24 protein-coding genes and 1 pseudogene are annotated in these 26,271 nt (G+C 75.3%); 7 read left to right on the top strand and 18 right to left on the bottom strand.

Annotated elements, in window-relative coordinates:
• Positions 1-165 precede the first annotated feature (165 nt).
• From ACZ5NJ_RS24615 to ACZ5NJ_RS24605, 3 genes are all read right to left on the bottom strand, one after another.
• The gene (locus tag ACZ5NJ_RS24615) at positions 166-510 is read right to left on the bottom strand and encodes a PRC-barrel domain containing protein (protein WP_468767350.1); all 345 of its coding nucleotides are present in this window, start codon (positions 508-510) and stop codon (positions 166-168) included.
• Between the two features lie 116 nt (positions 511-626).
• Complete coding sequence (locus ACZ5NJ_RS24610) at positions 627-1,607, bottom strand: zinc-binding dehydrogenase (protein WP_468767349.1); 981 nt, start codon at positions 1,605-1,607, stop codon at positions 627-629.
• 81 nt (positions 1,608-1,688) lie between these two features.
• Positions 1,689-2,273, bottom strand: a complete 585-nt coding sequence (locus ACZ5NJ_RS24605) for a TetR/AcrR family transcriptional regulator (protein WP_358893796.1) — start codon at positions 2,271-2,273, stop codon at positions 1,689-1,691.
• Positions 2,274-2,441: 168 nt separating this feature from the next.
• Between ACZ5NJ_RS24605 and ACZ5NJ_RS24600 the strand changes: the two genes are divergently transcribed.
• A complete protein-coding gene (locus ACZ5NJ_RS24600) occupies positions 2,442-3,455 on the top strand; it encodes a DUF2278 family protein (protein WP_468767348.1) in 1,014 nt (337 codons plus the stop codon).
• Between the two features lie 7 nt (positions 3,456-3,462).
• Here ACZ5NJ_RS24600 and ACZ5NJ_RS24595 read toward each other — a convergent pair whose 3' ends face one another.
• The 4 genes from ACZ5NJ_RS24595 to pdxR all read right to left on the bottom strand — a co-directional run bounded on the left by ACZ5NJ_RS24595 (position 3,463) and on the right by pdxR (position 6,799).
• Positions 3,463-3,975 carry a hypothetical protein gene (locus ACZ5NJ_RS24595; RefSeq protein WP_468767347.1) on the bottom strand — a complete coding sequence of 171 codons (513 nt, stop codon included), beginning with the start codon at positions 3,973-3,975 and terminating at the stop codon, positions 3,463-3,465.
• Entirely contained in the window at positions 3,972-4,634 is a 663-nt protein-coding gene (locus ACZ5NJ_RS24590; RefSeq protein WP_468767346.1) for an RNA polymerase sigma factor, read from the bottom strand. The genes ACZ5NJ_RS24595 and ACZ5NJ_RS24590 overlap by 4 nt, the downstream gene beginning before the upstream one ends.
• An 8-nt stretch (positions 4,635-4,642) precedes the next feature.
• Positions 4,643-5,122 carry an LAETG motif-containing sortase-dependent surface protein gene (locus tag ACZ5NJ_RS24585; RefSeq protein WP_468767345.1) on the bottom strand — a complete coding sequence of 160 codons (480 nt, stop codon included), beginning with the start codon at positions 5,120-5,122 and terminating at the stop codon, positions 4,643-4,645.
• Between the two features lie 147 nt (positions 5,123-5,269).
• The gene (gene pdxR, locus ACZ5NJ_RS24580; protein WP_468767344.1) at positions 5,270-6,799 is read right to left on the bottom strand and encodes a MocR-like pyridoxine biosynthesis transcription factor PdxR; all 1,530 of its coding nucleotides are present in this window, start codon (positions 6,797-6,799) and stop codon (positions 5,270-5,272) included.
• 29 nt (positions 6,800-6,828) lie between these two features.
• Between pdxR and ACZ5NJ_RS24575 the strand changes: the two genes are divergently transcribed.
• Together ACZ5NJ_RS24575 and ACZ5NJ_RS24570 are read left to right on the top strand one after the other, a co-directional pair.
• A complete protein-coding gene (locus tag ACZ5NJ_RS24575; RefSeq protein WP_468767343.1) occupies positions 6,829-7,917 on the top strand; it encodes a DMT family transporter in 1,089 nt (362 codons plus the stop codon).
• 135 nt (positions 7,918-8,052) lie between these two features.
• Positions 8,053-8,865, top strand: a pseudogene (locus ACZ5NJ_RS24570) (helix-turn-helix domain-containing protein); the annotation flags it as partial.
• Here ACZ5NJ_RS24570 and ACZ5NJ_RS24565 read toward each other — a convergent pair.
• Positions 8,860-9,495: a class I SAM-dependent methyltransferase gene (locus tag ACZ5NJ_RS24565; RefSeq protein ID WP_468767342.1), complete on the bottom strand. Its 636-nt coding sequence runs from the start codon at positions 9,493-9,495 to the stop codon at positions 8,860-8,862. The pseudogene ACZ5NJ_RS24570 and the gene ACZ5NJ_RS24565 overlap by 6 nt on opposite strands.
• Positions 9,496-9,603: 108 nt before the next feature.
• On the bottom strand, positions 9,604-10,473 hold the full coding sequence (locus tag ACZ5NJ_RS24560) for a LysR family transcriptional regulator (protein WP_468767341.1): 870 nt from the start codon (positions 10,471-10,473) through the stop codon (positions 9,604-9,606).
• 113 nt (positions 10,474-10,586) lie between these two features.
• Here ACZ5NJ_RS24560 and ACZ5NJ_RS24555 point away from each other — a divergent pair, with 113 nt between their 5' ends.
• The gene (locus tag ACZ5NJ_RS24555; protein ID WP_468767340.1) at positions 10,587-11,186 is read left to right on the top strand and encodes a short chain dehydrogenase; all 600 of its coding nucleotides are present in this window, start codon (positions 10,587-10,589) and stop codon (positions 11,184-11,186) included.
• Positions 11,187-11,200: 14 nt separating this feature from the next.
• Here the strand turns inward: ACZ5NJ_RS24555 and ACZ5NJ_RS24550 are convergent, their stop codons facing one another.
• Entirely contained in the window at positions 11,201-14,647 is a 3,447-nt protein-coding gene (locus tag ACZ5NJ_RS24550) for an endo-alpha-N-acetylgalactosaminidase family protein (protein ID WP_468767339.1), read from the bottom strand.
• A gap of 152 nt (positions 14,648-14,799) precedes the next feature.
• A complete protein-coding gene (locus ACZ5NJ_RS24545; RefSeq protein ID WP_468767338.1) occupies positions 14,800-15,174 on the bottom strand; it encodes a YbjQ family protein in 375 nt (124 codons plus the stop codon).
• A 205-nt stretch (positions 15,175-15,379) separates the two neighbouring features.
• Here ACZ5NJ_RS24545 and ACZ5NJ_RS24540 point away from each other — a divergent pair, with 205 nt between their 5' ends.
• The gene (locus ACZ5NJ_RS24540; protein ID WP_468767337.1) at positions 15,380-15,889 is read left to right on the top strand and encodes an SH3 domain-containing protein; all 510 of its coding nucleotides are present in this window, start codon (positions 15,380-15,382) and stop codon (positions 15,887-15,889) included.
• 72 nt (positions 15,890-15,961) lie between these two features.
• On the opposite strand, the gene ACZ5NJ_RS24535 is transcribed toward ACZ5NJ_RS24540, so the two are convergent.
• The 4 genes from ACZ5NJ_RS24535 to ACZ5NJ_RS24520 all read right to left on the bottom strand — a co-directional run bounded on the left by ACZ5NJ_RS24535 (position 15,962) and on the right by ACZ5NJ_RS24520 (position 19,823).
• On the bottom strand, positions 15,962-16,891 hold the full coding sequence (locus ACZ5NJ_RS24535) for a phosphatase domain-containing protein (RefSeq protein ID WP_468767336.1): 930 nt from the start codon (positions 16,889-16,891) through the stop codon (positions 15,962-15,964).
• A gap of 4 nt (positions 16,892-16,895) precedes the next feature.
• Entirely contained in the window at positions 16,896-18,113 is a 1,218-nt protein-coding gene (locus tag ACZ5NJ_RS24530) for an RNA ligase (RefSeq protein WP_468767335.1), read from the bottom strand.
• A gap of 110 nt (positions 18,114-18,223) precedes the next feature.
• Positions 18,224-19,192, bottom strand: coding sequence for an SLAC1 family transporter (locus ACZ5NJ_RS24525; protein ID WP_468767334.1), 969 nt, complete (start codon positions 19,190-19,192; stop codon positions 18,224-18,226).
• Between the two features lie 4 nt (positions 19,193-19,196).
• Positions 19,197-19,823 carry an alpha-ketoglutarate-dependent dioxygenase AlkB gene (locus tag ACZ5NJ_RS24520; protein ID WP_468767333.1) on the bottom strand — a complete coding sequence of 209 codons (627 nt, stop codon included), beginning with the start codon at positions 19,821-19,823 and terminating at the stop codon, positions 19,197-19,199.
• A gap of 169 nt (positions 19,824-19,992) precedes the next feature.
• On the opposite strand from ACZ5NJ_RS24520, the gene ACZ5NJ_RS24515 reads away from it, so the two are divergent.
• Positions 19,993-21,618, top strand: a complete 1,626-nt coding sequence (locus tag ACZ5NJ_RS24515; protein ID WP_468767332.1) for an AMP-binding protein — start codon at positions 19,993-19,995, stop codon at positions 21,616-21,618.
• A 6-nt stretch (positions 21,619-21,624) separates the two neighbouring features.
• Here the strand turns inward: ACZ5NJ_RS24515 and ACZ5NJ_RS24510 are convergent, their stop codons facing one another.
• The 3 genes from ACZ5NJ_RS24510 to ACZ5NJ_RS24500 all read right to left on the bottom strand — a co-directional run bounded on the left by ACZ5NJ_RS24510 (position 21,625) and on the right by ACZ5NJ_RS24500 (position 25,389).
• Positions 21,625-22,497: an FAD binding domain-containing protein gene (locus ACZ5NJ_RS24510; protein WP_468767331.1), complete on the bottom strand. Its 873-nt coding sequence runs from the start codon at positions 22,495-22,497 to the stop codon at positions 21,625-21,627.
• A gap of 9 nt (positions 22,498-22,506) precedes the next feature.
• Positions 22,507-24,615 (bottom strand): SpoIIE family protein phosphatase, encoded by a 2,109-nt coding sequence (locus ACZ5NJ_RS24505; protein WP_468767330.1) that lies wholly within the window; start codon positions 24,613-24,615, stop codon positions 22,507-22,509.
• A gap of 153 nt (positions 24,616-24,768) precedes the next feature.
• The gene (locus ACZ5NJ_RS24500; RefSeq protein ID WP_468767329.1) at positions 24,769-25,389 is read right to left on the bottom strand and encodes a hypothetical protein; all 621 of its coding nucleotides are present in this window, start codon (positions 25,387-25,389) and stop codon (positions 24,769-24,771) included.
• A gap of 137 nt (positions 25,390-25,526) precedes the next feature.
• Here ACZ5NJ_RS24500 and ACZ5NJ_RS24495 point away from each other — a divergent pair, with 137 nt between their 5' ends.
• Positions 25,527-26,204 (top strand): response regulator transcription factor, encoded by a 678-nt coding sequence (locus ACZ5NJ_RS24495; RefSeq protein WP_468767328.1) that lies wholly within the window; start codon positions 25,527-25,529, stop codon positions 26,202-26,204.
• Positions 26,205-26,271: the final 67 nt, after the last annotated feature.

The raw sequence follows: 26,271 nt of genomic DNA, 5'->3' as shown, positions 1-26,271 counted from the left end.
GCCACGCTGGCTCCGGATATCAGGACGGTCTGCTGCTGCATGGTCCCCCTGTGGCGTGAGCCCACGGTCCGGGCCGGGGCGGCCCGGAACCCGTCGGGCCCTCTCGTGGGCCCACGCCATCCCGCATCCATACGGTTGTGCGATAGGGATGTATAAAACCTGCGTCTAGCTCCTGCCGTAGTACTTGCTGATCTCCTGGCGGTAGTCGGGCTCGCGCAGGTGGTTGTCGGAGTGGAACTCCGGAGCCGCCTTGATCTGGTCCTTGGTGCGGTCCACGTGGACCGTCTTGTTCTCCCTGTCCACGCGGACGATCGTCCCCGCGGGGAGCAGGACCTCCTTGCCGAAGATCCACACTCCGGTGTCGACCACGAGGTAGGCGTCGGAGACCTCGTGGGAGTGCCGGTCGACCTTGCCGATGTGCCCGTCGACGGCTTCCACGCCGTAGCCCGTCAGGTCTTCGCCCGTCGGGTGGATGATCCCGGAGCGGTAGGCCCACATGTCGTCGGTCATGTCTCAACTCCTCCGTAGAGCCTTGGCTGTCTCTGTCGCGTTGTGCCGCGCTTGCCCAGGAAGCCGGATCTGACGCGTCCGCTCCTCGCGTCCTGCTCCGCGCGCCGCGAGCGGTGTCAGTCGAGGACGACCACCATCTTGCCGAGGGCTTCCCCGGCCTCCATGACCCGGTGGGCTTCGACGATCTCGTCGAAGCCGAAGACCCGCTTGGGGCGGGCGAGCAGGGCTCCGGACGCGGCTTTGGCGCAGATCTCGTCGAGCGGTACGTCGGAGAGCGGGAACGCGGGAGTTCCCAGGACGAAGGCGCTGCCGAAGAAGCTCAGCCGCACACCACTGGGGAGGTCGGCGATCGGGTCGAAGTCGCGGACCGGTTCGAATCCGCCGAGGAATCCGAGCTGGCAGACCCGGCCTCTGGGCCCGACGAGGGCCAGGGAGTCGCGCAGGACGCTGTTGCCGACGACGTCGAACACCGCGTCGACGGCGAGCCCCCGCCCGGTGATCCCGACGGCGAGCGCGCCGTCGTCGATGAGGACGTCGTCGGCGCCGAGTTCCTTCAGGAGCGGGGCGTGTTCCGGGTTGCGGGTGGTGGCGAGGACCTTCGCGCCCTGGTCGACGGCCAGGTTGACGGCGGCCTGGCCGAGCGAGGAGGTCGCTCCCCGCACCAGGACCGTCTCGCCGGGACGCAGGTCCAAAGTACCGAACAGCCCGCTCCAGGCGGTCGCGTAAACCTCCGGTATCGCGGCGAGTTCGGCCCAGCCCAGCGACGACCGCACGGCCACCACGTTGGTGGCGGGGACGGTCACCAGCTCCGCGTAACTGCCGTTGCGGGTGCGGCCCATCCCGCCGAGGAGCGCCACCACGCGGGTGCCGGCGGGGAGCCGGCCGGAGGGGTCGTGTTCCACCACCCCGGCGCATTCGATCCCGGGAACGGCCGCCACGGTTCCCCATGCTCCGCTGCGCATGTAGGACTCGGCGTGGTTCAGCCCGAACGCCGCCACGCGGACGAGCACGTCCCCTTCGGCGGCCACCGGGTCGGGAAGCTTGGTGGCGGTCAGGACCTCGGGGCCGCCGGGGGCGGAGATGACGATGGCCTTCATGCGCGGGTTCCATTCTTGAGTAATCATTCAAGTATCGGCGCCGAAAAAGGGCCACCGCGCGGGTGGCCCGGACGCCGGGGGTCAGACGAGGGCGGCGAAGGCGTTGTCGACGATCGACCGCAGGAGTGTTCCGTCGGGATTGGCCTTACCGACGACCATCAGTCCCTGACACGTGGCGACGAGCAGCTTGGCGCTGCCCGCGGGGTCCACCGACGCACGCACCTGCCCCCTGCGCGCCGCGTTCTCCAGGGCGTGGGTCATGCAGCGTTCGAGCCGGGCCAGGTGGCCCCGGACGACGGCAGCCGCCCCGTCGTCCTCGGCGGCCCGCTCGATCGCCGTGTTGACGAGGAGGCAGCCCTGGCGGCCTTCGGGGCTGAGCAGGTCCTGCACGAGCCCGTCGAAGTAGCCCCGGATCTCGGCCACCGAGGCATCGGGTGCCTCCAGTGCGCCCAGCTTCTCGGGGACGACCAGCTTCGAGTAACGCTCCAGCGATTTCAGGAACAGAGTGTGTTTGCCGCCGGGGAAAGCCCCGTAGAGGCTGCCGGGCTTCACTCCGGTCGCCTTCACCAGATCCTCGATGGAGGTCGCCCGGTACCCCCGCTCCCAGAACCGCAGCATGGCCTGGTCCAGTACGGCTTCGGGTTCGAACTCGCGGGGGCGGGGCATGGGGCCAACATACATGAGCAACCATTCAAGAACCATCCCCGCGCCGCTGACGGAACCGGAAACGCCCCCGTGCCCGGCCTTTCCCCCGGCCGGCGGCTTACGGCGCGCGCGGGCCGGATGCCAGGGTGAGGAGCGGTCCGGCGAAGCGAGCATGGTGGAGGATGACGCATGCCCCTGCAGAACTACGGAGTCCTGGCCGCACGGGCCGTCGACCGGCACCGCGAGGGGGGCACCGACTCACCCCACTACGAGGTCCACCTCCGCGACGACGCCGGAACCCACTACCGGGCCGCCGTCAACGTCCGGTCGAAGGTCGCGCCGCACGAGCTGATGTACGTGGTCGTCGACGACTTCCGCCATCCGCTGACCGAGCGGCTCCCGGCGGCGGGCAGCGGCTGGAAGGGACTGGAGAGCCGGGCCGGCGGCGCCGCCCTCGACTTCGTCCGCGGCAACCTCTTCGACCCGTCCGCCATGCGGGTGCTGCCCCCGGACCTCCCCGGCGTCGACAACGACCTGTCCGACCTGTTCGACCACTACGTCCAGCGTGCCCTCGCCGACCAGACGATCGCCCTGTACGTCTTCGGGGACCGTTTCGGCCCCGAGCCCGGCAAGCACGACGCGGAGTTCGGCTTCCAGCCCTCCGACGGCGTGCACGAGATCCACATGAACCAGGGCAACAGCAAGGGCTTCGAGCCGCAGGACGGGGTCTGGCAGGACGGCGGGATGCTCTTCCACCTGCCCGCCGAGGACCGGTGGGTGGCGGTGTTCCTCGCCTTCCAGTCCCAGAAGTGGCACACCGACCCCGTCACCGGCCACGCGATCCCCGGCTCCCCGGGCCGGCTCGCCGCCCAGGACGCACCCCTGAGGATCGTCGCCGCCCTGGTCAACCCGGCCGGACCGGCACCCGCGGCCGGGACCGTGACGCTGCTGAACACCTCCGCCGAGGCCGTGGACCTCACCGGCTGGCGGCTGGTCGACGAGGGGAGGCACCCGCTCCCCCTGCCCTCCGGGCGGCTCGGTGCGGGTGCCGCGCTCACCGTCGACGGCGGCGACGGCGACGGCTTCCGGCTCGGCGACCACGGCGGCACCATCACCCTCTGGGACCCCTCGGGCCTCACGGTGCACGGCGTCGCCTACACCGCCCGCCAGGCGTCCGCCGAGGGCCGGACGATCACCTTCTGACCTGTCGCTACCCCTTCGTGGGCGGTGGGCTCGGCAACGCCGTCGGCTGCGCGGCGCCCGAGCCGTGGGAGGGCACGGCCGACCCCTGGGCCGGGCCGTGCGTGGCCGGGGGCGCCGAAGAGGACGGACCGCCCGACGGCGGCGGGCTCGGGTTCGGGGCCGGCGTGACGCGGGGGCCCGGCGACTGCGACGGCGGCACCGAGGGCACCGCCGAGGGCGACGGGCTCGACGGCCCGCTCGGGGTCGGGCTCGGGAGCGGAGTGAGCTCCGGCGGCGCGGCGGGCGGGACCGGGCGGACCGGCGCCTGGTCGGGGCCGAGCACCAGGTGGGCCGCCAGGGCGGCCGCCGCGAGCCCGGACAGGCCCGCGAGGGCCCAGGCCGAGCGGCGCAGCCAAAGCCGGGGGGCCGCGAGGTGCGGGCCGGGCGGATCCGCCGGGCGCAGCGCGCGGACGGTCACCTCCTCGGCCCGGGCCTCCAGGGCCTGGCGCAGCCGGCGCTCCACGGGGCGTTCGCCGGTCATACCCGTCCTTCCAGAATCCGTTCGAGCGCGTCCAGGGCGCGGCTGGCGTTCGATTTCACCGAGCCCCGGCTGATGCCGAGGGTCTCGGCGATCTCCGCCTCGCTGAGGTCGGCCCAGTAGCGGAGCACCAGCACCTGGCGGCGGCGCGGGGTCAGCCGCCCCAGGGCCGCCAGGACCTCGCGGTGCGCCTCGTCCAGGACGACGGACGCCTCGGCGGAGGGTACGTCGGCCGTGACCGGCGGGTTCCACGCGCGGGCCGTGCGACGGCGGCGCAGCACGGAGCGCGCGGTGTTCACGACGGCGGTGCGCAGATAGCCCAGGGCGTTGTCCACCTCCGCGATCCGCTCCCCGTACCGGCGGTACAGGGCGGTGAAGGCGTCCTGCACCACGTCCTCGGCGGTGCCCAGGTCGTCGACGAGGAGTACCGCGAGGCGGACCATGGACAGCCGGTGGGCGTGGTAGAGCTCGCTGACGGTCGGCGCGGGAGCGGGATCGCCCGGGTCCCGGCCGGCCGGGGCGTAGGTGTACGGGTAGGGGTGCGCGCCCGGGCCGGCCGGCGGGGCGGAGGTCTCTCGGCGCGTGAGCCACCGCCACAAGCCCCGCCACGCCCGGGGGAATACGGGCGTGGCGGGGCGGGCGGAGGGTGCGAGTGCGAGCACGGGTGTCCTCAGTTGCCGGCGCGGCGCCGCACGGTGTAGAGGGCTCCGGCGCCGACGGCGACCAGCCCGGCCGCTCCGGCGCCGAGAGCGACGGTGGTCGCCGAGGAGCCAGTATGCGCGAGCTCGGAGCCCTCGCCGGAAGCGGGCGCCGCGGACGGCTGCGCGCTGCCGGGCTGCGACACGGACGGGCTGGGCTGGGCGCCCGGCGGCAGCGAGGGCGAGGCCGACGGCCGGCCGCTGCCGCCCGGGTGGGTCGGGACCGGGCTCGGCTTGGCGCTGCCGGCGGGGTGCGAAGGCACGGCGGTGGGCCCGCCGTTGGCCGGCTGCGAGGGAACCGGGGCGGGCGCCGCGGAGGTGGCGGCCGGGGCCGGCGTGGCGGAAGCCCCCTGCGCGGCGAAGGCCGGCCCGCCGAGGGCGACGACCGCCCCGGCGGCGGCGACGGCGGCCGCCCGGCGGGTGGACTGGGGAACGCGCTTCAGGTTCTTCACGGTGCATCTCCACGGTCGGGTCGAGGGCCCGGAACTTGGCCCTTCACCCCCGCACGACGTCCGAGTGCGCGATCGGTTGCCGCCGTTCCCGGAAAACTTTTCGCGCACCCGCCGGACGGGTCGTCGCGGAGGCCCCGGGCGGGGGTGTCAGCGCCGCCGGTCCGGGACGGACCCCCGCAGGGCCCGGCCCAGCAGGGCCACCCCCTCCTCGATCTCGCCGGCCGCCCCGGCCGCGTAGCCGAGGACCAGGCCCGGCGGGCCGGGGGTCAGCCGGTGCCAGGAGAGGGGGTGGGCCTTGACGCCGAGGGCCAGTGCGGCGTCGGCCAGGTCCGTGTCGGGGAAGTCCGCGCCGTCGAAGGTGACCATCAGGTGCAGGCCCGCCGCCGCGCCGTGCACCCGGGCGCCGGGCAGGTGGCGGGCGACGGCGCCGAGCATCGCGTCCCGGCGCCGGCGGTGGCGGCGGCGCACGAAGCGCAGGTGGCGCTCCAGTTCGCCCGAGTCCATCAGCCGGGCCAGGACGAGCTGGGCGAGGACCGGGTTGCCGAGGTCGGCGTAGCGCTTGGCGTCCACGACCTCGTCGCGCAGCCGGCGCGGGACCAGCAGCCAGCCCAGCCGCAGCGCGGGCGCGAGCAGTTTGGACACGCTGCCCGCGTAGCAGACCGCCTCCGGGGCCAGGGCCCGCAGGGCGGGGACGGGGGCCCGGTCGTAGCGGTGCTCGGCGTCGTAGTCGTCCTCCAGGACCAGTCCCCCGGCCGCCGCCCAGTCCAGCAGGTCCCGGCGCCGCTCCCCGTCGAGCACCACGCCGGTGGGGAACTGGTGCGCCGGGGTCAGCAGGACCGCGCCCGCGCCGCTGGCCCGCAGCGCGGCCACGTCCAGTCCCGCCCCGTCCACCGGCACCCCGACGGTGTCCAGCCCGCCGTACCGCAGCTGCCCGCGGGCGCCGAGCGAGCCGGGGTCCTCCACGGCCACCCGGCGCACGCCCGCCCCGGGCAGCACCCCGGAGAGGAGCCCGAGGGCCTGGGCCACCCCGGCGACCACGACGATCTCGCCGGGGTCCGCGCGGATCCCCCGGTTGCGGGCCAGCCATCCGGCGACGGCCGCGCGCAGGGCGGGTGCGCCCTGCGGGTCCCCGTAGCCGAAGTCGGCGGCGGTGAGGCCGGCGAGGACCCGGCGCTCGGCCTGGAGCCAGGCGGTGCGCGGGAAGGCGGTGAGGTCGGGCACCCCGGGCGAGAGGTCGATCCGGCAGGGCAGGGCGCGCAGGGCGTCCACCGGGGGCACGGCGCGCAGGGCGTCCACCGGGGGCCCGCCGCGCGGGGCGGAGCGCGGGGCGGCTCCGCCCGGGGCGGGCCGCGCGGGCGGCGGGGCGGCGACGACCACGGTCCCGCCCCGGCCGCGCCCGGCCACCTGCCCGGTCTCGGCGAGCCGCTGGTAGGCCTCCGTCACCACGCCGCGGGAGACGCGCAGTTCGGCGGCGAGGACCCGGCTGGCGGGCAGCCGGCTGCCGACGGGCAGGGTGCCGTCGGCGATGGCAGCGCGCAGCCGGCCGGCGAGCCAGGCGGTGCGACCGCCGGCGGGGGCCTGGCCGATGTCGAGCTGGAGGAAGTCGGAGCCGGTACCGGCCGGGCGGGCCGGGGCGGTTGTGGACCTGTCGTCGGGGCCTTCTTTGGACCTGCTCACCGGGCCATTGTGCCCCCAGGCTGGTCGGTATGAGCATCCCCGCCTCCCCCGTTCCCCGCCGCGGCGCCGTGCGCGACCTGGCTCCCGGCGCCGTCGGCATGGTGCTGGTCGGCAGCAGCGTCACCGTCTCGCGGTCGCTCACCGGGGCGCCGTTGTTCGGCGCCCAGGCCGTCCGCTACGCCGCCGCCGCGCTGATCCTCCTCGGTCTCGCCCGGGCCGCCCGGGTGCCGCTGCTGCGGCCCCGGGGGCGGGAATGGCTGTGGCTGGCCGGGATCGCGGCGACCGGCCTGGTGCTGTTCAACGTGGCCGTCGTACGCGGTGTGGCGCATGCCGAGCCGGCCGTGATCGCGGTCGCGGTGGCCTCCGTCCCGGTCCTGCTGGGGGTGGTCGGCCCGCTGCTGGAGCGGCGCCGGCCCAGCCGGCGGGTGCTGCTGGCGGCGCCGGTGGTGGTCGCGGGGGCCGTGCTGGTCGAGGGGACCGGGCGCACGGACGCGGCCGGGGTGGGCTGGGCGGCGCTGGCGCTGGCCTGCGAGGCGGGGTTCACCCTGCTCGCGGTGCCGGTGCTGGCCCGGCACGGGGCGTGGGGGGTGTCGCTGCACGCGGTGTGGATGGGGGCGGTGATGCTGGCGGGGCTGGCGGTGTGCACGGAGCCGCCGTTCGCGGTGGCGGAGCTGGGTGCGGTCCGGTGGGCGGCGGTGGGCTACCTCGCGGTGATGGTCACGGCGGTGGCGTTCCTGCTCTGGTACCGCACGGTGGCGGCCGTGGGCTCCGGCCGGGCGGGTCTGCTGACGGGGATCGCCCCGCTCGCCGCGGCGGGGGCGGGGATCCTGTCGGGCGGCGGCGCGCCCGGCCCGGCGGTCTGGCTCGGCCTGGCGGTGGTGATCGCCGGCCTGACGGCGGGCCTGCGCGCCGAGGCGCCCCGGCCGGCCCCCGCCGAGGGCCCGACGCCCACGGGAGGCACGCCGCGCACCGGCACCCCGCCGCCGGGACCCGCGCGGCCGGCCGGAGCCGCGGAGCCCGCACGGCCGGCCGGAGCCGCGGAGCCCGGCGGCGCCGGCGAACCGGCACCGCGCGCGGAAGGCGCCGACGCCCGCACCCGTCCGGCGCACACGCCGTGACCCGCCGGCCCCGCACGGAGGGTGGCGGGCGGGCCGCTGCGGGGCCTTGATGGGGGAGGCGGCGTGGATCACAATCCGCAGATGCCGACGCCGCCGCGCACCTCCCCGAGCCAGCAGCCCGCGTACAGCAGCTGGATGCGGTACTTCTCCCCCGCCCCCGTCCACCGCCGGCTCGGCCTGGTCTGCCTGGGCGTGGGCGTGCAGCGGGGCGCCCTGCCCGTCGTGGGGCCCCGGGTCCTCGGCCATCACGTGGCCGTCGTCGTCACCCGGGGCCGCGGCTGGTTCCGGCACGCCGGGCGCCCGCCGCAACCCGTGGCCGCGCCCGCCCTGCTGTGGCTGGTGCCGGGGGTCGAGCACCACTACGCCCCCGACCCGGAGGGCGGCGGCTGGGACGAGTGCTTCGTCGACTTCACGGGCTCCGGCGTCGGCGCGTACACCGACCTCGGGTACATCACCCCGGACCGGCCGGTGGTGCCGCTGGGCGGGACCACCGGGGTGGAGCACGCGGTCGACGGGATCGTACGGGCCGCCCGGCGCGGCGGGCCGCTGCTGGAGGTGGAGGCGGCGGCCCAGGTGCACGGCCTGCTGGTGGCGCTGCGCTACGCCCGGGCGGAGGTGTCCCGGCACGGGGACGCGGTGATCGACGCGCTGGCCCGGGACGCGCTGCTGCCGATCTCGGTGGCCGGGCACGCGGCGCGGCTGGGCATCACCCTGCCGGAGCTGCGCGGCGCGGTGCGGCGCAGCACCGGCGAGGGCGTCAAGGAGTACCTCCTCGGGATCCGGGTGAGCCGGGCCAAGGAGCTGCTGGCCCGGACCGATCTGCCGGTGGCGGGGATAGCCCGGCGGGTCGGGTACGAGGACCCCGCCTACTTCAGCCGGCTTTTCAGCCGCCGGGTGGGCATGGCCCCGGTGCGGTTCCGTGCCCAGCAGGGGGTACGGGTCTCAGGCCACGGGCCGCCGGGCGTAGCAGAACAGGTGCTCCTCGGGGTCGGCGAGCCTGCCGGCGGGGTGGTAGAGGGCGGTCTCGTGGCGCAGGACCTCCAGCCCTGCGGCCTCGATCCGGTGCACGTACTCCTCGGCGGAGAGGCTGCTGACGGTGACCCGGTGCCCCATGAACTCGATGTCGAGGGCGTCGATGTCCCCGGGGACGGTGGCGACGACGAGGTAGCCGCCGGGCGCCGTCCAGGAGGCCATCCGCTCCAGTGAGGCGGCGACCTCCGCCTTGTCCATCATCAGCAGGGGGAAGAAGGCGCAGACCGCGTCGAAGCCGTCGCCGCCGGGCGGCGCGTAGGTGCGGACGTCGGCCTGTTCGAAGCGGGCGCCGGGCACCCGGGTACGGGCGAGGGCGACCATCTCGGCGGAGACGTCGATACCGGTGACGGCGCAGCCCGCGCGGGCCAGGGTCTCGGCGGTGGGGCGGCCGGTGCCGCTGCCGACGTCGAGCACGCGGGCGCCGCGCGGCAGCCGCCCGGTGAGCCACTCCAGGGCCTCCCGCTGGGCGGGGATCGCCCCGAACGCCTCCTCGTAGCGCCCCGCGAGCGCGTCGAACACCTCTGCGGCGGTCTTGCGACCGGTCATCGTGCGGCCTGCCCCTCGTCGTCGGTCCCCGGGCGGTCCCGGGCCTCCCCGCGCAGCATGCCCGCCGTACGGGCCGCCGTACGCGGGAACGGGGGAACCGGGCCGTCTCTAGCCGGTCACCGCCTCCCGGACCGCCGTCAGGAACTCGGGCGTCCCCGGGTGCGTGGGGTGGTGCGGGTAGGCCACGTAGACGGTGGCGGGCGGGGCGTCGGAGACGGGGAGGAAGCGGACGCCCGGGTGGCCGTGGCTCTCGGCGGTGCCCGCCGCGGCCAGGCCGAAGGCGCCGCCGGTGGCGATCAGGTTGAGCCATTCGTCGACGTTGCCGACCTCGACCGTCCGGGCGGGACGGGCCTGTGGCGGCCACAGTTCCGGCGAGGCGGTGCCGGCCTCGGGCCACACCGCCAGGGGCAGCGGCCGGGGGCCGGCGGTGAGTTCGGCCAGCAGGACCCGGTCCCGGCCGGCGAGCGGGTGGTCGTCGGGCAGGGCGGCGACCCGGTCCTCCGTGTAGAGGGCCTCGCTGCGGAGCCGGGGGTCGTCGGGCAGGGTGCGCAGGACGGCGACGTCGGTGTCGCCGGTGGCGAGGCCGGCGGTGCCGTTGTCGCGCCGGACCACGTCGAGCGGGGTGGCGGGGTGGGTACGGCGCCACGCGCGCAGCAGGGGTACGGTCTGCTGCCCGAGCACCGCGCAGGTGTAGCCGAGCCGGAGCGGGCGGGACACCGCCCGGGTGTCGGCGAGGGCGGCGTCGAGGTGGGAGAGGATCGCCCGGCCGTGGCCGAGCAGGGTGGCGCCGGCTTCGGTGAGGGCCAGGTGCCGTGACGAGCGGTCCACGAGCCGGACGCCGACGCGGGTCTCCAGCTGGGCCAGGGTCCGGGAGAGGGCGGGCTGGGTCATGTGCAGGCGGGCCGCGGCGGCGGTGATGGTGCCGGCCCCGGCCACCGCGTCCAGCGCCCTGAGGTGGCGCAGTTCCACATCGTCCATGCCTGGGGAGCATAGTCGCTGCCCAGACGGCATTTCCGGACGGGCGGCGCGGTCCCTAACGTCGGTGGTGCCCGGAGGACGTTCCCCCGGGACGGGTTCCCCTGGAGGTCGGGATGAGGATTCTGCTGGTCGGCGCGGGCGGCACGCTGGGCACCGCGGTGCACAAGGCGCTCGCGGCGCGCGGTCACGAGGTGGTCGGGGTGGGCCGCTCGGGCGGCGATCTGGTGGCCGACGTCACGGACCCGCAGCAGGTGGCCCGCCTGTACGCCGAGGCGGGCCCGCTGGACGCGGTGGCGGTCGCGGCCGGTGAGGCGGTGTTCCGCCCGCTGGGGCAGCTGGCCGCGGACGACTTCGCGGCGACGTTGCGGGGCAAGGCGCTCAGCCAGATCGAGCTGGTCCGCCAGGGCGCCGCGCACCTGGCCCCGACCGGTTCGTTCACGCTGGTCAGCGGCATCCTCACGGAGCAGCCGATCGTGGCCGGCGCGGCCGCTTCGGCGGCGAACGGCGCGGTGGAGGCCTTCGTGCGGGCGGCGGCGGTCGAGCTGCCGCCGCAGCGGATCAACGCGGTGAGCCCGACGGTCCTGGAGGAGTCCCTGCCCGCCTACGGCCCCTTCTTCGCCGGCATGGAGGCCGTCTCCGCGGCCCGCGCGGCGACGGCCTACGTGCGGTCGGTCGAGGGGGCGCAGACGGGCCAGGTCTACCGGGTCCACTGACCGGGCCCGGAGCGTCAGGGCCGGTAGCCGACGTTGAGCTCGGCGACGGAGGTCCAGGGGTTGCCGTTCACCTCCCGCGTGGCCCTCAGCTTCACGTAGCGGGCGGCCCGCGGGGTGAAGGCGGCGTCCTGCTGGGCGGCGCCGTCCGCCCAGGTCCCGGTGGCGGCGGCCGGGCCCCAGGTGATCCCGTCGGCGGAGGTGTGGATCTCGTAGTCGGCGATGCGCCCGTTGCTCTGCGTCGGGCGGGGCAGCACGTGGAGGGCGGACACCGGGTAGGACGCTCCGAGGTCGAGGGTGATCTCGTGCGGCAGGGGCGCGGTGGCGGCGTACCACTGGGTGTGCCAGAGGGTGGCGGCCTTGCCGTCGAGGACGTTGGCGGCGCTGCCGTTCTCCCCCGCCGTCTCCTGGCTGTCGACGGCGCTGACCCTCATCTTGTTCTGCGGGACGAGGAGTTCGCCGGGGCCCGCCGGTCCGAGGTCGTCGACGGTGAGGTCGTCCAGGATGAGGTCGGCCTCGTCGTGGGAGCCCTCGGCGCTGACCTTGCGCACGCCGATCCAGGCGTCGGCTCCCGCGGTGAAGGCCTGGGTGAAGGCGGTGGCGGTACGGGCCTGGCCGAGGGCGGTGGCGGTCTCCGCGGAGCCCGAGCCGGTGATGAACCGGTAGTCCCCGGCGAAGCCGTTCTCGTAGCGGAAGCCGATCCGGTAGGCGTGCCCCGGGGTGAAGCGCAGGGTCTGCGGGAGGGTGCGGTAGACCAGGCCGGGGCGTTCCTCGTGCGATTTGAGGGAGTTCTGCCCGCCGATGACGTCGTCGACGAGCTTTCCGTTCCAGCCGGCCTGCGTGTAGGGGGCGTGGCGCTGGGCGATGTGCGTCCGCGGGTCGGTGGCCGAGCCGCCGGCGCCGCCGAAGACGAAGGGGCCCCAGCCGGCGTCGAGGTTCTCGAAGTCCTCCGCGTAGGTGTGCCCGCCCAGCGGGCTGCGGGCCGAGCGCACCACGCGTAGGTCGTCCAGCCGGACGGTGCCGGGTCCGGCGGCGGCGGACAGTGCGAGGAGGGCCGTGGACTGTCCGGCGGGCACGTCGAAGAGCACCTTCATCCGCTGCATGGTCGTGCCGTTCTTCTCGCTGCCGCCCAGGTCGTTCACCAGCGGGGAGGAGTCGGCGTACACGGACGCGGCGGGGGCGCCGCCCGCCGGGGTGACGGCGAGGGTGGCGGCCCGGCCGGCGGGGGTGGAGACCCAGACGGAGGCCGCGTAGGTGCCCGGGCTCAGACCGGTGAGCCGCTGGGAGACCGCCGGGGCGGTCTGCGGGGCGAAGGTGAGCTCGTTCTGTCCGCGGTCGTTGCGGGTGACGGCGGCGCCGGTGCCGGCGGGGTTCCAGACTCCGAGGTCGCCCGCGTTGAAGGAGGGGTCCTGGACCGGGGTGCCCTCGCCCCAGCGCGGGTCGGGCCGCGCGGGGGCGGCGCCGTCGGTGACCACGTACGCGGTGCGGGCGGCGGCGTCGATGGTGATCCGGTTGCCGGGTCCGACCGCGAGGGGTCCGACGAGCTGCCGGCCGGTGTCGGTGAGCCGGTGGAGGGTGGGCGTGCGCCAGCCGGCGGGGAGGGTCCAGGTGGTGGGGCCGCCCGCGTCGTTCCAGTGGTAGAGCCTGCCGTCGCGCGGGAGCAGGTAGGCGGAGCCGTCGAGGACGGTGCGGCCGGCGGTGGTGATGCGGCGGGTGCCCCCGGCGGTGGTGACGGAGGTGCCGTTCTCCAGGGTGACCGTGTCGGCGGTCCACTTCGCGATCGGTGATTCCTGGAGGTACTTGGTGGGCAGGTCGACGCCGAAGGTGGTGTTCAGGAAGGCGGGGTAGTCCGTCTTGCCCTGCCAGCCCTCGTAGGCGGCGAGTTCGGCGCCGCCGAGGAGGGGATCGCGGGCGATCCAGTCGTCCTTGGCGTGGTTGGCGATGAACCGGGCGATGGTGGAGTTGATCCCCTTGAGGTCGCTGCCGCCGTAGTCGACGTCGGCCGCCCAGTGGTGCCAGAGGGACTGCTCGGTGAGGGTGTTGGGGAACTCCGTGGCGAGCTGGAGTCCGAGGCCGGCGACCTCGCGCTGGAGCTTGCGGGAGACCTGGCCGTCGCCGTACCAGACGTCGACGTAGAGGAAGTCGAGCCCCGGCGCGGCGGCCTTGAGGTCCGACAGCCGCTTCAGCCGCTCCCCCGACCGGCCGTCCTCGCGGGTGTCGACGCGGTACGACTGGTCGAGCCAGTCCCAGCCGAGGCCGCCGCTCTGGTGGGCGGGGTCGAAGGTGGCGGAGACGGGGTACTCCTCGGTGGCGTTGACGTGCACGCCGAAGTCGGCGTTCCAGGCGTGGCCGGCGGTGGTGAGGGCGTTGAGGCCTTCGGCGCCGCCGAGTTTGGCGCCGATGTTCTTGTAGTCCATGTGCGCCGAGTCGTGGCCCTCGGAGGCGTAGCCCTTGAGCAGGACGAACTGGCCGAGGCCGTCGGTGGCGAGGCTGACCCGCTTGGTCTCGTCGAGGGTCTGGGCGAAGGGGTGGGTGGCCTGGGAGGCGAAGTTGAACGGGATGCGCTGGACGACCCGGCGGGCGGTGTCCTGCCAGCCGGTGGGCGGGGTCCAGATGTCCCGGTAGGCGATGGCGGCGTCCTGCCAGTCGACCACGGAGTCGGCGTTGCGGTCGGCGGTGACGGCGACCCGGACGTAGGGCAGCGGCTCGGTGTCGGTGTCGGCGGCGCCCTGGGCCCGGTAGAGCCAGGCCCCGCTCCACAGGCCGGCCCGGCGGTAGGCGCCGTGGTCGGTCACCCGTTTGCCGATCCGGCCGTTGTCACGGGCGGTACCGCCCGAGGGGGTGTCGTAAAGGGAGTTGGAGTCGACGGCCGCGGCCAGCCGGCCGGTGCTGAGAAGCCCGTACATCACGGTGGCGGGAGCGGGGTCCACCGGCGTGGAGGCGGTGACAGGGGTGAAGGTGTCGCCGGTCCCGGTGGTGGCGGTGTGCGAGGTGGCCGTGGCCAGCGCGGCCCCCGGCTGGTCGCTGCGGACGCTGACGAGGGTGTGCTCCGGGATCTCGAAGCTCCGCACCCGCAGGGCGGGGGTGTCCTCGACGGCGGTGACCCGGAACTCCACGACGGATCCGGTCACCGAGATCCGGGACCGTACGGTCACCCCGGCGAAGGCCAGCGCGTAGTCCACGCCCGAGGCGGAGGGGACGGAGGTGACGGCCGGGGTGTACGCGGTGCCGTTGACGAGGACGGTGCTCAGGGGGTCCTCGTTGCCGTGGAGCACGTCCCCGGTCGCGCGCCGGGTGTAGTCGACGACGCGGGGGAAGGCGGGGTCCACGGTGACGGACAGCTCGGGCGAGGTGATCGTCACGGGCGCGGCGGCGGGCGCGGCCGCGGCGGCCGGGCCGGGCACGAGGAGGGTGGCGAGGAGAGCGGCGACCGCGGCTGCGGCCGGCCAGAGGGGGGTGCGCATCGGGCCTCCGGGAGTCGGCGCTTCCTGTGCACGTACGGGAGGACCGCACGACTCCCTCCGGAGCCCGGTGGTCCGCTCACTGGCCTGCCAGCTTGCGGACCCCGGGCGCCGGGGCCCATGGACAAAGCACCGCCGCCTCCTGGACTTACCGGTCAGCCCCCGGCGGGCACCAGGACGACGGCCGTGCCGTACGCGCACACCTCGGTCCCGACGTCGGCCGCGTCCGTGACGTCGAAGCGCATCATCAGCACCGCGTTGGCGCCGCGCGCCCTGGCCTGTTCGATGAGCCGGTCCATGGCCTGGTTGCGGGTTTCCACGAGGGTCTTGGTGAGGCCCTTCAGCTCGCCGCCGATCATGGACTTGAGGCCGGCGCCGATCTGGCTGCCGAGGTGCCGGGAGCGCACGGTGAGCCCGAACACCTCCCCGATGACCTGCTCGACCCGGTAGCCGGGCACGTCGTTGGTCGTGACGACCAGGACGCCGGTCTCATGGGCGCCGGGGCCGCCTCCGTAGTCTTCGATACCCATGGGGCCCACTGTGGCGCCGGGCGCGGCCGCCCGCATCCGCTGGGCCGCGCGGCACGGGAACCGGTTGGGCATATCGGGCTAAACGGCGGCGCGTCGCCGGGAACCCCCGCGGCCCGCCTCGTCATAGTCGTCCCTGGCGGCCGCCGGGCCGCCGCGTCCCACCGCGCAGCGCGGCGGGGCGGGAGTCTTCCCAGAGGAGCCGCTCATGCTCAAGCCCACCAGGACCATCCTCGCCCTGGCCGCCGGAAGCCTGGCGCTCGGCCTGGTCGGCGGCGGCGCCGCCTCCGCGGACCAGGGCCCGGCGGCCCACGGCGGAGCCCGTTACCACGCTCCCGGGGACCAGAGGGACGGCGACGACCCCTCCTACGACGAGGACGGCCACCACAAGCACCGCTACTCGCTGGGGAAGGTGGTCTCGCGCGGCCCGCTGAGCGTCCGCAGCAGGCCGAGCACCCACGCGCGCCTGCAGTACAAGGTGTACCCGGGCGAGACGCTCGCGCTGAAGTGCAAGACCCGCGGCGAGGACGTCGCCGGGAACGACCTCTGGTACCTCATCGACCCCGGCGACGACGACCGCGACGACTGGGCGGACGACGGCGACGGCGAGGGCCGCAAGAAGGTCCGCGAGGCCAGGGGACGCGACGGGTACGACCACGACTGGGTCTCGGCCCGCTACGTCAAGGACCTCAAGCCCGTCCGCTGGTGCCGCGACTGACCGCGCCCGCCCGCGCCGCCGCGCACGCCGCCTCCGTACCGGCGTGCGCGGCGGTGTGCCCGGGGGCCCCGGTCAGAAGTCGCCGTAGTTGACCTGCCAGGTGGGCAGGCCCATCCGGCGCCAGACCGCGACCACCCGGTCCCGGTCGTCGAGCGAGACGCGGACGGCGTAGCGGTCGCGCACGTGCGCGTCGAACAGCTCGGCCTTGACCACGTCGTCGCGGCGCGCGTCCCCCGCCGCGCGCATCCACAGCTCGTCGTACGGCACGTCGTGCGCGCGCAGCCAGGACTCCGTCTGCGGCCGGTGCTCCTCGCCGCGTCCCGACAGCAGCACGATCCGGTCCCCGCCGCACCGGAAGGCCTCCAGGGCGTGCCGGACCGGCTCGTTGAGCAGGTCGAGCTCGCAGCGCGTGAAGTCGTACGGGCCGCGGTCCCCGGTGAGGGCCAGCGTCCCGTCTATGTCGCACATCACGGCGGCCGGCAGCGCCGGGTCCGCGACGTACGGGCGCACCGGCGGCTGGTCGTTCAGCCACTCGGCGGTCAGCCGCCAGCCGCCCTTGCGGGCCTTGGCGTGCTTGTCGGCCAGGATCCGGATGACCTCCTCGCCGACCGGGCGCTCCCGGGCCGCGTCGCGGCGCAGGCACTCCTCGACGGGCACGTCGGTGAAGTCGTGCACCGCGAACGTGGCGCGGCCGGCCACCGCCGCCTTGAGCCGCTTGGGGATGTGCGAGGTCAGGTGGGTGTTGTCGACGACCACGTCGAATCCGTCGGCGACGGCCGCGGCGACCGCCGCGTCCTGGACGGTGAGGACGGTCTGCTCGTGCCGGTAGGAGCGGCCCCGCTCGGGGTCGGGCAGGTCGAGCATGGCCCGCAGGTCGTCGAGGTTGACCCGGCGCATCCGGCCGCCGGCCTCGGCCTGGAGGGCGCGGGCGGCGGTCGTCTTGCCCGAGGCCGGCAACCCCGTCATGACGTGGACCACGGGGCGTACGGTCTCTTCGGACACGGTGTCAGTTCTCCTCGTCGTTGGTGAACGGGTCGGCCGTGACGGGCCGCACGGCCCGCCAGGTGAACAGCTCGGTGGCGCGGCCGTCCAGCCGCATGAACAGGGCGGCGCGCAGGTCGCCGTCGCCGAGCTCCCGCACGGCGCGGGCGAAGGCGGCGCGGTCGTCGGCCAGGTGTTCGTACCGCTTGTAGGCCTCGTCGATGGCCCGCTCCCTCCGCTCGAACTCCTCCTCCAGGCCCGCGATCACCTCGCGCACCCAGCTGTCGAACTCGTCGGGGACCTGCTCCAGCAGCGCGTCCAGGGGCCGGCCGCCCTGGGAGCGGATGCCCCCGAGCTCGGCGACGGACAGGCCCAGGCCCTGGGCCAGCCGCTTGACGGAGGTCCCGGCGAACCGCTGGATGCCGTGGCTGCGCCAGACGTCCCGCTCGGTGGCGCCGGTCAGCACCTTGTGCAGGCGTACGTACTCGGAGAGCTTGGCCTTGGCCCGGACGCCGGAGGCGAACCGCAGGACGAAGCCTTCCGCGTCCGTGCCGGTCGCGGAGCCGCCGCCGGGCAGGGTGTTGGACTCGGCGAGGGCGAGCAGCTCCGGCAGCGGCATGGCGGGCCACGCCTTCACGACGGAGCCGATGCCCTCCCAGTGGACGGCGGCCTCGGCGAGCGGCACCTCGGTGCCGGCCCGGTCGAAGGCGGCGAGCAGGACGAGGTCCCGGCGGTCGCCGTAGTCGACGACGATCCGGTTCTGCGGGTAGAGGATCTCCGCGAGGTAGGTGGTGCCGGGGACCAGGGCCCCGGTGTCGCACGCGTCGAGGCGGCGCTGCGCCCAGGTGGCCTGGGTGCTGATGAAGGAGCCCTTGGAGGCGACGTGCCACCGGCCCGCGTAGTGGAAGACGACGGCGAGGCTGCCGTCGACCTTGTCGTAGACCTCGAACGGCTCGTCGGGCAGGGCGGGGGCGTACGGCTGGCCCGACTCGTGCTCGCCGACGTTGAAGAACTTCGGCAGCGGCAGCGCGACGACGGCTCCCGTGGCGTCGTCGGCGACGAGGCCGCGACAGCGCACGGTGACCTGGTTCCAGACCCGCTCGTACTGCGCGGTGCGCGTGTACGTGTAGATGGACAGCGGCAGTTCGGGGTGCCGCTTGCGGGTCACGTACCCGGCGTCGACGGCTTCCGCGAGCGCCTGTGCGGGCATCAGGTCATGGAGAGTCAGGCGGTCCTGGCTCATGGGTTCCTCCCGGTTCGAGATGCCTCATTCTCACGTGCGGGAGGTGCGGCCCGGTACCCAATTTCGACTGGTCACCGGCTTGTGGCGGGGCTGTGACACGCCCGGCGCCGTCAGCCGGGACGGGGAACGGGACCCGGGCGGGAGCGGCGGCGGGACAGCAGGAAGGCCGCGAAGGTGAGGGCCCAGGCGGCGACCGCGACCCACAGCAGGACCTCGCCCAGCGGGCGCAGCCAGGCCACGCCGGTGGTGGGGGCGGCGGTGAGGCAGGCGGTGGCGGTCATGCCGAGGGGGAAGACGGTGGACCAGCGGCGGATGTCGTAGCGGGGGCGGGGGCTGCGGACCTCGCCGGCCAGCAGGACGGCGTACCAGAGGAGGGAGAGGGCGAGCGCGGCCAGGGTGGCGGCGCGCAGGGCGGTGTGGGCCGCGCCGCCGGTCCCCGCGGGCGAGAGGCTGAGCTTGGCGGCGGCGAGGGCGGTGATGGCCAGTGCCCCGCCCGCGACCCAGTGGTCGCCCGCTCCGCGGAGCACCTCGCGGAAGTCGAAGCGGCGCAGGGCGAGAAGGTAGAGCAGCACGCCCAGGCAGAACCAGGCGAGCGCGGCCCGGGCGAGCCAGTCGAGGCGGTGGACGGCGGCCAGGGCGGCGGCCAGGACGGCGAGGCCCTGGGTGGCGACGCAGACGAGGAAGACCACGCCGGGCATGCGCCGCCGCCAGTGCCGTACGACGGACAGCAGCAGCCCGGGCCACAGCAGGGCGGCCAGGACCAGCAGGGCGGCGGCCGTGTCCGGCCGGCCGAGTTGGGAGAGGCGGGTGCCGAGGACGGTGGTGGCGGCGACGGCGGTGAGGGCGGCCGGGGTGTCGGCCTCGGAGCGGAAGCGGCCGCGGTCGCCGGCGAGCCGGGCGGCGAAGTCGGCGGCCAGGACGAGCCACAGCAGGGCGGAGACGGCGAGGGCGGCGAGGGAGAGGAGGTGGCGGCCGGTCAGTTCCAGTCCGACGGACAGGATCCCGGCGGCCATGACGGCGCCGCCCGCGGCGGGCGGGAGTGCGGCCCACCAGCCCTGCGGAAGGCTCCGGCTGCGCATGGCCTCACATTACGCCGCGGGTCCGGAACTGGACGCTGATGCGGGGGCCGACGGCGCGCGCCGTCTTGGGGACGGCGTGTTCCATGGTGCGCTGGCAGGAGCCGCCCATCACCACGAGGTCGCCGTGGCCCAGCGGGAGGCGCAGCAGGGTGGGGCCGCCGTCGCGGGGGCGCAGGACGAGGTCGCGGGGGTCGCCGACCGAGAGGATCGCGACGAGGGTGTCCTCGGTGGCGGAGCGGCCGTTGCGGTCGCCGTGCCAGGCGACGCTGTCGCGGCCGTCGCGGTAGAGGCAGAGCCCGGCGGTGACGAAGGGTTCGCCGAGTTCGGGGGCGTAGTGCCGGCCGAGGGTGTCGCGGGCCTCGGTGAGCACGGGGTGCGGGAGGGGGTCGCCTGGGCCGTAGAAGGCGAGCAGCCGGGGCACCTCCACCTCGCGTTCGTACATCTGGCGCCGCTCGGCGCGCCAGGGGACCTCGGCCGCGAGCCGTTCGAACAGCGCGTCGGCGCCGGTCAGCCATCCGGGGAGCCGGTCGACCCAGGCCCCGGCACCCAGTCTCGTGCGCTCCAGCCCGGTGAGGGGGCCGAGGCGGATCTCGTCGGTCTGGTCGAAGAGGGAGCCCTGGAGTGCGTGCATGGTTCCAGCCTACTCCTCCGCTCGAACGCCTGCTCGATTCCGGTGGCCCGTGAAACCCTCCCCCGGGGATCTGGCGGGACGGGCCCCGGGGCGCGATCATGGGCGGGTGCCGGGCCGCGTGCCGGGCGCGCGTCGCCGCCGCCGCGGCTCCCCCGTCCAGGAGGTACGTGTGTCCGTCGCGTCGAGTTGTGCGTCCGGAAGCGCCGAGGTGCCGCTCCTGGAGGAGACGATCGGGGACAACCTCGACCGCACCGTGCGGAGCTTCCCCGGCCGCGACGCCCTCGTCGATGTGGCCGCCGGCCGCCGGTGGACCTACCGGGAGCTGGCCGCGGACGTGGACGCCGTCGCGCTCGGGCTGCTGGACCTCGGGATCGAGCGGGGGGACCGGGTCGGGATCTGGTCGCCCAACCGCGCCGAGTGGACGCTCGTGCAGTACGCCACGGCCAAGATCGGGGCCATCCTGGTCACGGTGAACCCGGCGTACCGCTCGCACGAGCTGGAGTACGTGCTGAACCAGTCCGGGATCCGGCTGCTGGTGGCGGCGGAGCGCTTCAAGAGCTCGGACTACGCGGGGATGGTCGAGGAGGTCCGGCCGCGCTGCCCCGACCTGGAGTTCACGGTCCTGTTCGACGGGCCGGGCTGGGACGGGCTGCTGGAGCGCGGCCGGCGGGGCGATCCGGCGGTGCTGGCACGGGCGCAGGCCGCCCTGCACCCGGACGACCCGATCAACATCCAGTACACGTCGGGGACCACGGGCTTCCCCAAGGGGGCCACCCTCTCGCACCGCAACATCCTCAACAACGGGTTCTTCGTCGGCGAGCTCTGCGGCTACACCGAGGCGGACCGGGTGTGCGTGCCGGTGCCCTTCTACCACTGCTTCGGCATGGTCATGGGGGCGCTGGCCTGCACGAGCCACGGCGCGGCGATGGTGGTCCCCGCGCCGGCCTTCGACCCTGCGGCCACGCTGGCGGCGGTCGAGGCGGAGGCGTGCACCTCCCTGTACGGGGTGCCCACCATGTTCATCGCCGAGCTGGCCTCGCCCGGCTTCGACGGGTACGACCTGTCGAGCCTGCGGACGGGGATCATGGCGGGCTCGCCGTGCCCGGTGGAGGTGATGAACGAGGTCATCGAGCGGATGGGGATGACCGAGGTGTCCATCTGCTACGGCATGACGGAGACCTCGCCGGTGTCCACGCAGACCCGCGCGGACGACTCGGTCGAGCGTCGGGTCTCCACCGTCGGCCGGGTGGGCCCGCACCTGGAGGTCAAGGTGGTGGACCCGCGGACCGGCCGGACGGTCCCGCGCGGCACGCCGGGCGAGCTGTGCACCCGGGGGTATTCGGTGATGATCGGCTACTGGGGGGAGCCGGACAAGACCGCCGAGGCCGTCGACCGGGAGGGCTGGATGCACACCGGCGACCTCGCGGTGATGGACGCGGACGGGTACCTGAGCATCACCGGCCGGATCAAGGACATGGTGATCCGGGGCGGCGAGAACCTCTACCCGCGCGAGATCGAGGAGTTCCTCCACGGCCACCCCGACATCCTGGACGTCCAGGTCATCGGCGTCCCCGACGCCAAGTACGGGGAGGAGCTGATGGCCTGGGTGCGGATGCGCGAGGGGGCCGAGCCGCTGACCGCCGAGGCCGTGCGCGCGTACTGCGCGGGCCGGCTCGCCCATGTCAAGATCCCGCGGTACGTGCACGTGGTGGACGAGTTCCCCATGACCGTCACGGGCAAGATCCGCAAGGTCGAGATGCGCGCCGAGGCGATCCGCCTGCTGGAAGGGTCCTGACCCGCCTCAGACACGGCCGGCGCGGTACTCCTCCCAGGTCCACAGGAGCTGGCGGCGGGCCATGACGCCGACCGCGTGGCGGCGGTAGCGCGCGGTGCCGCGGACGTCGTCGATGGGGTTGCAGGAGGCGGCCGCGAGGTCGCCGAACTGCTTGACCGCCGAGGGTCCGAGGGCTCCTCGGGAGTCCCAGAGGCCCTCCTCCGCGAGCACCGCCTCCAGGAACTCCTCGGCGGCGCGGGCCCGGACGGGTGTCGGGGCGGCCGAGCCGATGCCCGTGCGGACCGAGCGGGTGCGCGGGTGCAGGGCGAGGGCGAAGGCGCACACGGCGATGACCATGGCGTTGCGGGTGCCGACCTTGGAGAACTGCTGCGGGCCGTCGGCGACGGGCACGCGGATCGCCTTGATCAGCTCGTCGGGGGCGAGGGCGTTGCGTTTGACGCCGGTGTAGAAGGAGTCGACCGGGATCAGCCGGGAGCCGCGGACGGACTCGGCCTCCACCTCGGCGCCGGCCGCGAGCAGCGCGGGGTGGGCGTCCCCGGCGGGCGAGGCGCAGCCCAGGTTGCCGCCGACGCTGCCGCGGTTGCGGATCTGCGGGGAGGCGACGGTGCGCGAGGCCAGCGCGAGGCCGGGCAGGGGGGTGCGAAGGTCCTCGATGATCCGGGTGTAGGGGACGGAGGCGCCCAGGCACACCGCCTCCCCCTCGGTCCGCCAGGTGTGGAGGACGGCGATCCGGTTGAGGTCCAGGAGGTACTCGGGCCTGCGGTGGTCGAAGTTGATCTCGACCATCACGTCGGTGCCGCCGGCGATGGGCACGGCGGACGGGTGCTCCGCCTTCGCCGCGAGCGCCTCCCGCCAGTCCGCGGGGCGCAGGAATTCCATGTCCGCCTCTCAATCCTCGTGCGACTTCGCGTCATCCTCGGGCGGCTTCGCGTCCCCGGCGGCCGCCCGGCCGAGCCGGGCGAGGACGAGGACGGTGTCGTCGGTCGTCCCGTGGGGCAGCAGGGCCGCCAGGATGCGGTCGGCCTCCCGCTCCAGGGGTCCCGCGGCCCGGGCCAGTTCGGCGCGCAGGGCGTCGAGGCCCGCGTCGATGTCCTGGCCGCGCGCCTCGACCAGGCCGTCGGTGTACAGGGCCAGGACGGCTCCGTCGGGGAGGTCGGCGCGGGCGGAGCGAAAGGGGACGCCGCCGACCCCGAGGGGGACGCCGAGGACGTGGTCGAGGGTCTCCACGGTGCCGTCGGGGTGGCGCACCAGGGGCGGGGGGTGGCCGGCGTTGGCGATGCGGGCGCGGCCGGTGCGGGGGTCGTAGACGGCGTAGAGGCAGGTGGCCAGTTCGATGCCGGCGTCCCGGGCGGCGGCGTCGAGTTCGGTGAGCAGGCCCTCGGGGTCGGGGCTGTGGCCGGCCAGCGCGCGGGCGGTGATGCGCAGCCGGCCCATGGAGGCGGCGGCCGGGACCCCGTGGCCCATGACGTCGCCGACGACGAGGGCGACCCGCCCGTCGGGCAGCGCGATGACGTCGTACCAGTCGCCGCCGACCTCGGTGGCGCGGCTGCCGGGCAGGTAGCGGTGGGCGACGCTGACGTGCGCGGTGACGTCCGGGGCGGTGGGCAGCAGGGCGCGCTGGAGGGTGAGGGAGATCTCCTGGACCCGGCTGTAGAGGCGGGCGTTGTCCAGGCAGAGCGCGGCGCGGGAGGCGAGTTCGCCGGCCAGCGCGAGGTCCTGCCCGGTGAAGGCGGGGCGGCCGGCCGACCGGCCGAACACCGTGAACCCCTGGACGTGGCCGCGGGCGATGAGCGGGGCGATGACGATGCTGCCGAGTCCGCTGTCGAGGAGCTGCCGGGCGCGCTCGGGGTCGCCGACGGTCCGGGCCGCGAACTCCTCGTCGACGGTGACGCGGAGCGGGCGGCCGGTGCTCAGCATCCGGTGGATGCTGGAGCCGGGCGGGTACGTCACCCGGTCCAGGGCGGACAGCAGCGCGGGGGCGGGGGGCGGCAGGACGGTGCCGGCGGCGATCCGGCGGGTGATCAGGGGAAGGTCCGGGTCGAAGGCCTCGGAGGGGTACATCCACTCGACCATCTCCACGACGGAGCCGTCGCAGAACTCCGGCATGGCGGCGTCGACGAGCTCGCGGGCGGTGGTGTCCACGTCCAGGGTGGTGCCGATGCGGGCACTGGCCCGGTCCAGCAGGGCCAGGCGCCGCCGGGCGGCGGTCGCCTCCAGCCGGGCCCGCTCGCGGTCGGTGACGTCGATCAGCAGGCCGCCGACCCCGGGCCGGCTGCCGGCCGCGCCGCTGAGGGGGAAGAGGCTGACGGAGCGCACCTGGTCCACGTCGGGCCGGCCGGGCGTGCGCATCCCCACGAGGACGCCGACCAGGGGGCGCCCCTCGTCGGCGACGGCGCGCAGCATCCGGCGGAACTCCCCGCCGTCGGCGGTGCGCATGATCTCGGCGGTGTCGCGGCCGAGGTGGTCGCGGACGGGGATCCCGTCCATGTCGGCCAGGGCCTGGTTGAGGTGGACGTAGCGGAGGTCCTCGTCGAGCATGACCAGGCCGATGGGGCAGGTCTCGAACAGGGCGTCGAGGAAGGCGAGGTTCGTCTTCACCCGGTCCAGCTCGTCACCCCTGCTGGCCAGGGCCATGACCACCGTGCCGTCGGCGGCGCCGGTGACGGGGAAGGCCCGGAACCCGCAGTCGAAGACGGTTCCGTCGCGGTGCAGGGCGGGCAGCCGGCCCCGCCAGTAGCCGAGCGTCAGGGCCCGTTCCACCAGCCGCTCGGCCGGCCCCGGACCCCCGGGGGACGCGGGGAAGAGGGCGGCGGCGGGCCGGGAGAGGGCGGTGGCGGCCGGGTGGCCGAAGAGGTCCTGCGCCCCCGGGCCCCAGTAGCGGACCCCGCCGGCCGTGTCGAGGCCGAGGACGGCGACGGGCACGTGCTCCAGCAGCGAGCCCGGCTCGGACCGGATCGGCCCGGGCGCCCACGCGTCCTCCGGCTGGTCCGACGGCACGAGCGGCCTCCTCTGCCCGGGGCACGCCCGCCCGCGTGGCGGGAGCCGGGCCCCCCTTCATTCTGCGCGCCCCCGCCCCGCCCGGCCCCCGGGACGCGCGGACCCCGGCCCCGGCAGGTGCCGGGACCGGGGCAGGAGACGCTGAGGCGGGGGTCAGTTCTTCGTGAGGGGGGTGTTCGCCGTGGGGGTGCCGTCGGAGCCGGAGAGGATGACCGCGTGGCGGACGCCGTCCGGGCCGAGGACCACGGCCTGCCAGGCGCTGCCGCCGCCGTCCTGGGGGATCACGCGCAGGGACTCGACCTTGCCGCCGGGGACGGCGGCGGCCGCCTTCTGCGCCGCCTGGTCGATCGGCAGCGCGGGCAGCGGGGCGCGGGCCGCCGGGGCCTTCTTCGCGAACTCCCCGCGCGCCCCGGCGGCCCCGTCCCGGACCTTCGGGTTCTTCGGGTGGGGGCGCTCGCCCTCGGGGCCGCGCCCGCCGTGCCCGCCGTGGCCGCCGTGGCCGCCCTCGTGGTCGGGCGCGGACCAGCCCGTGCGGCCGTCCTTCCCGCCCGCCTCGGGGTGGCCGTGGTGGTGGGCGCCGACCGCCACGGCCGCGGCCCCGCCACCGACGATCACCACGGCCGCCGCTCCGGCCACCGCCCAGCGCGCGCCGGCGCCGCGGGGCACCACGCGGCCCAGGCGGCCCTTGCGCCCGGCCGGGGCGTCGACGGCGGCGTCACCGGCGCCGGCCTGCGGCTCGGGGGTGTGCTCGGGCTGCGGGAAAGACTCTGACATGGCGGGACTCCTCGGAAAACCACCGGGCACCGCACCCGGCTCGTCGCAGAGCCTGCCGAGGCGATGCTGAAGCCCACCTGAAGCCTGCTGAAGACCTCTTCAGCAAAGCCCGGGCCGGGCCTGAGACCCTGGTCGGCATGCGCGTACTGGTGGTGGAGGACGAACGGCGGCTGGCCGCCGCCCTGCAGCGGGGCCTGCAGTCCGAGGGGTTCTCGGTGGACGTGGCCCACGACGGCCCGGAGGGGCTGTGGATGGCCTGCGAACACGACTACGACCTGATCGTGCTCGACATCATGCTGCCCGGCCTCAACGGCTACCGGGTCTGCGCCCGGCTGCGCGCCGCCGGCAACGAGTCCGGGATCCTGATGCTCACCGCCAAGGACGGGGAGTACGACGAGGCCGAGGCCCTGGACACCGGCGCCGACGACTTCCTCTCCAAGCCCTTCTCCTACCTCGTCCTGGTCGCGCGGCTGCGCGCGCTGGGCCGGCGCACGGGCCGCCGCGGCCCGCAGACGCTCCGCCTCGGCGACCTCCTGCTGGACCCGGCCCGGCACCTGTGCTCGCGCGGGGAGACGGAGATACGGCTGACCGCGCGGGAGTTCGCGGTCCTGGAGTACCTGGCGCGGCGGCCCGGCGAGGTGGTGCCCAAGCGGGAGATCCTGGAGCAGGTCTGGGACAGCGCCTTCGACGGGGACCCGAACGTGGTCGAGGTGCACGTCAGCGCGGTGCGCCGGAAGATCGACGCCCCGTTCGGCCGGTCCGCCCTGGAAACGGTGCGCGGCGTCGGGTACCGGCTGGCGGCCGACGGTGGCTGAGGTCCCCGCGGCGCGGCGCCGCCCGAGCGTCCTGACGCCGCTGCTGCGCCGGTGCCGGTCCCTGCCG

Source organism: Streptomyces sp. NPDC032091 (genome assembly GCF_055580265.1).
The sequence above is the reverse complement of the archived record's forward strand: the minus strand, read 5'-3'. Positions and strand labels throughout refer to the sequence as shown.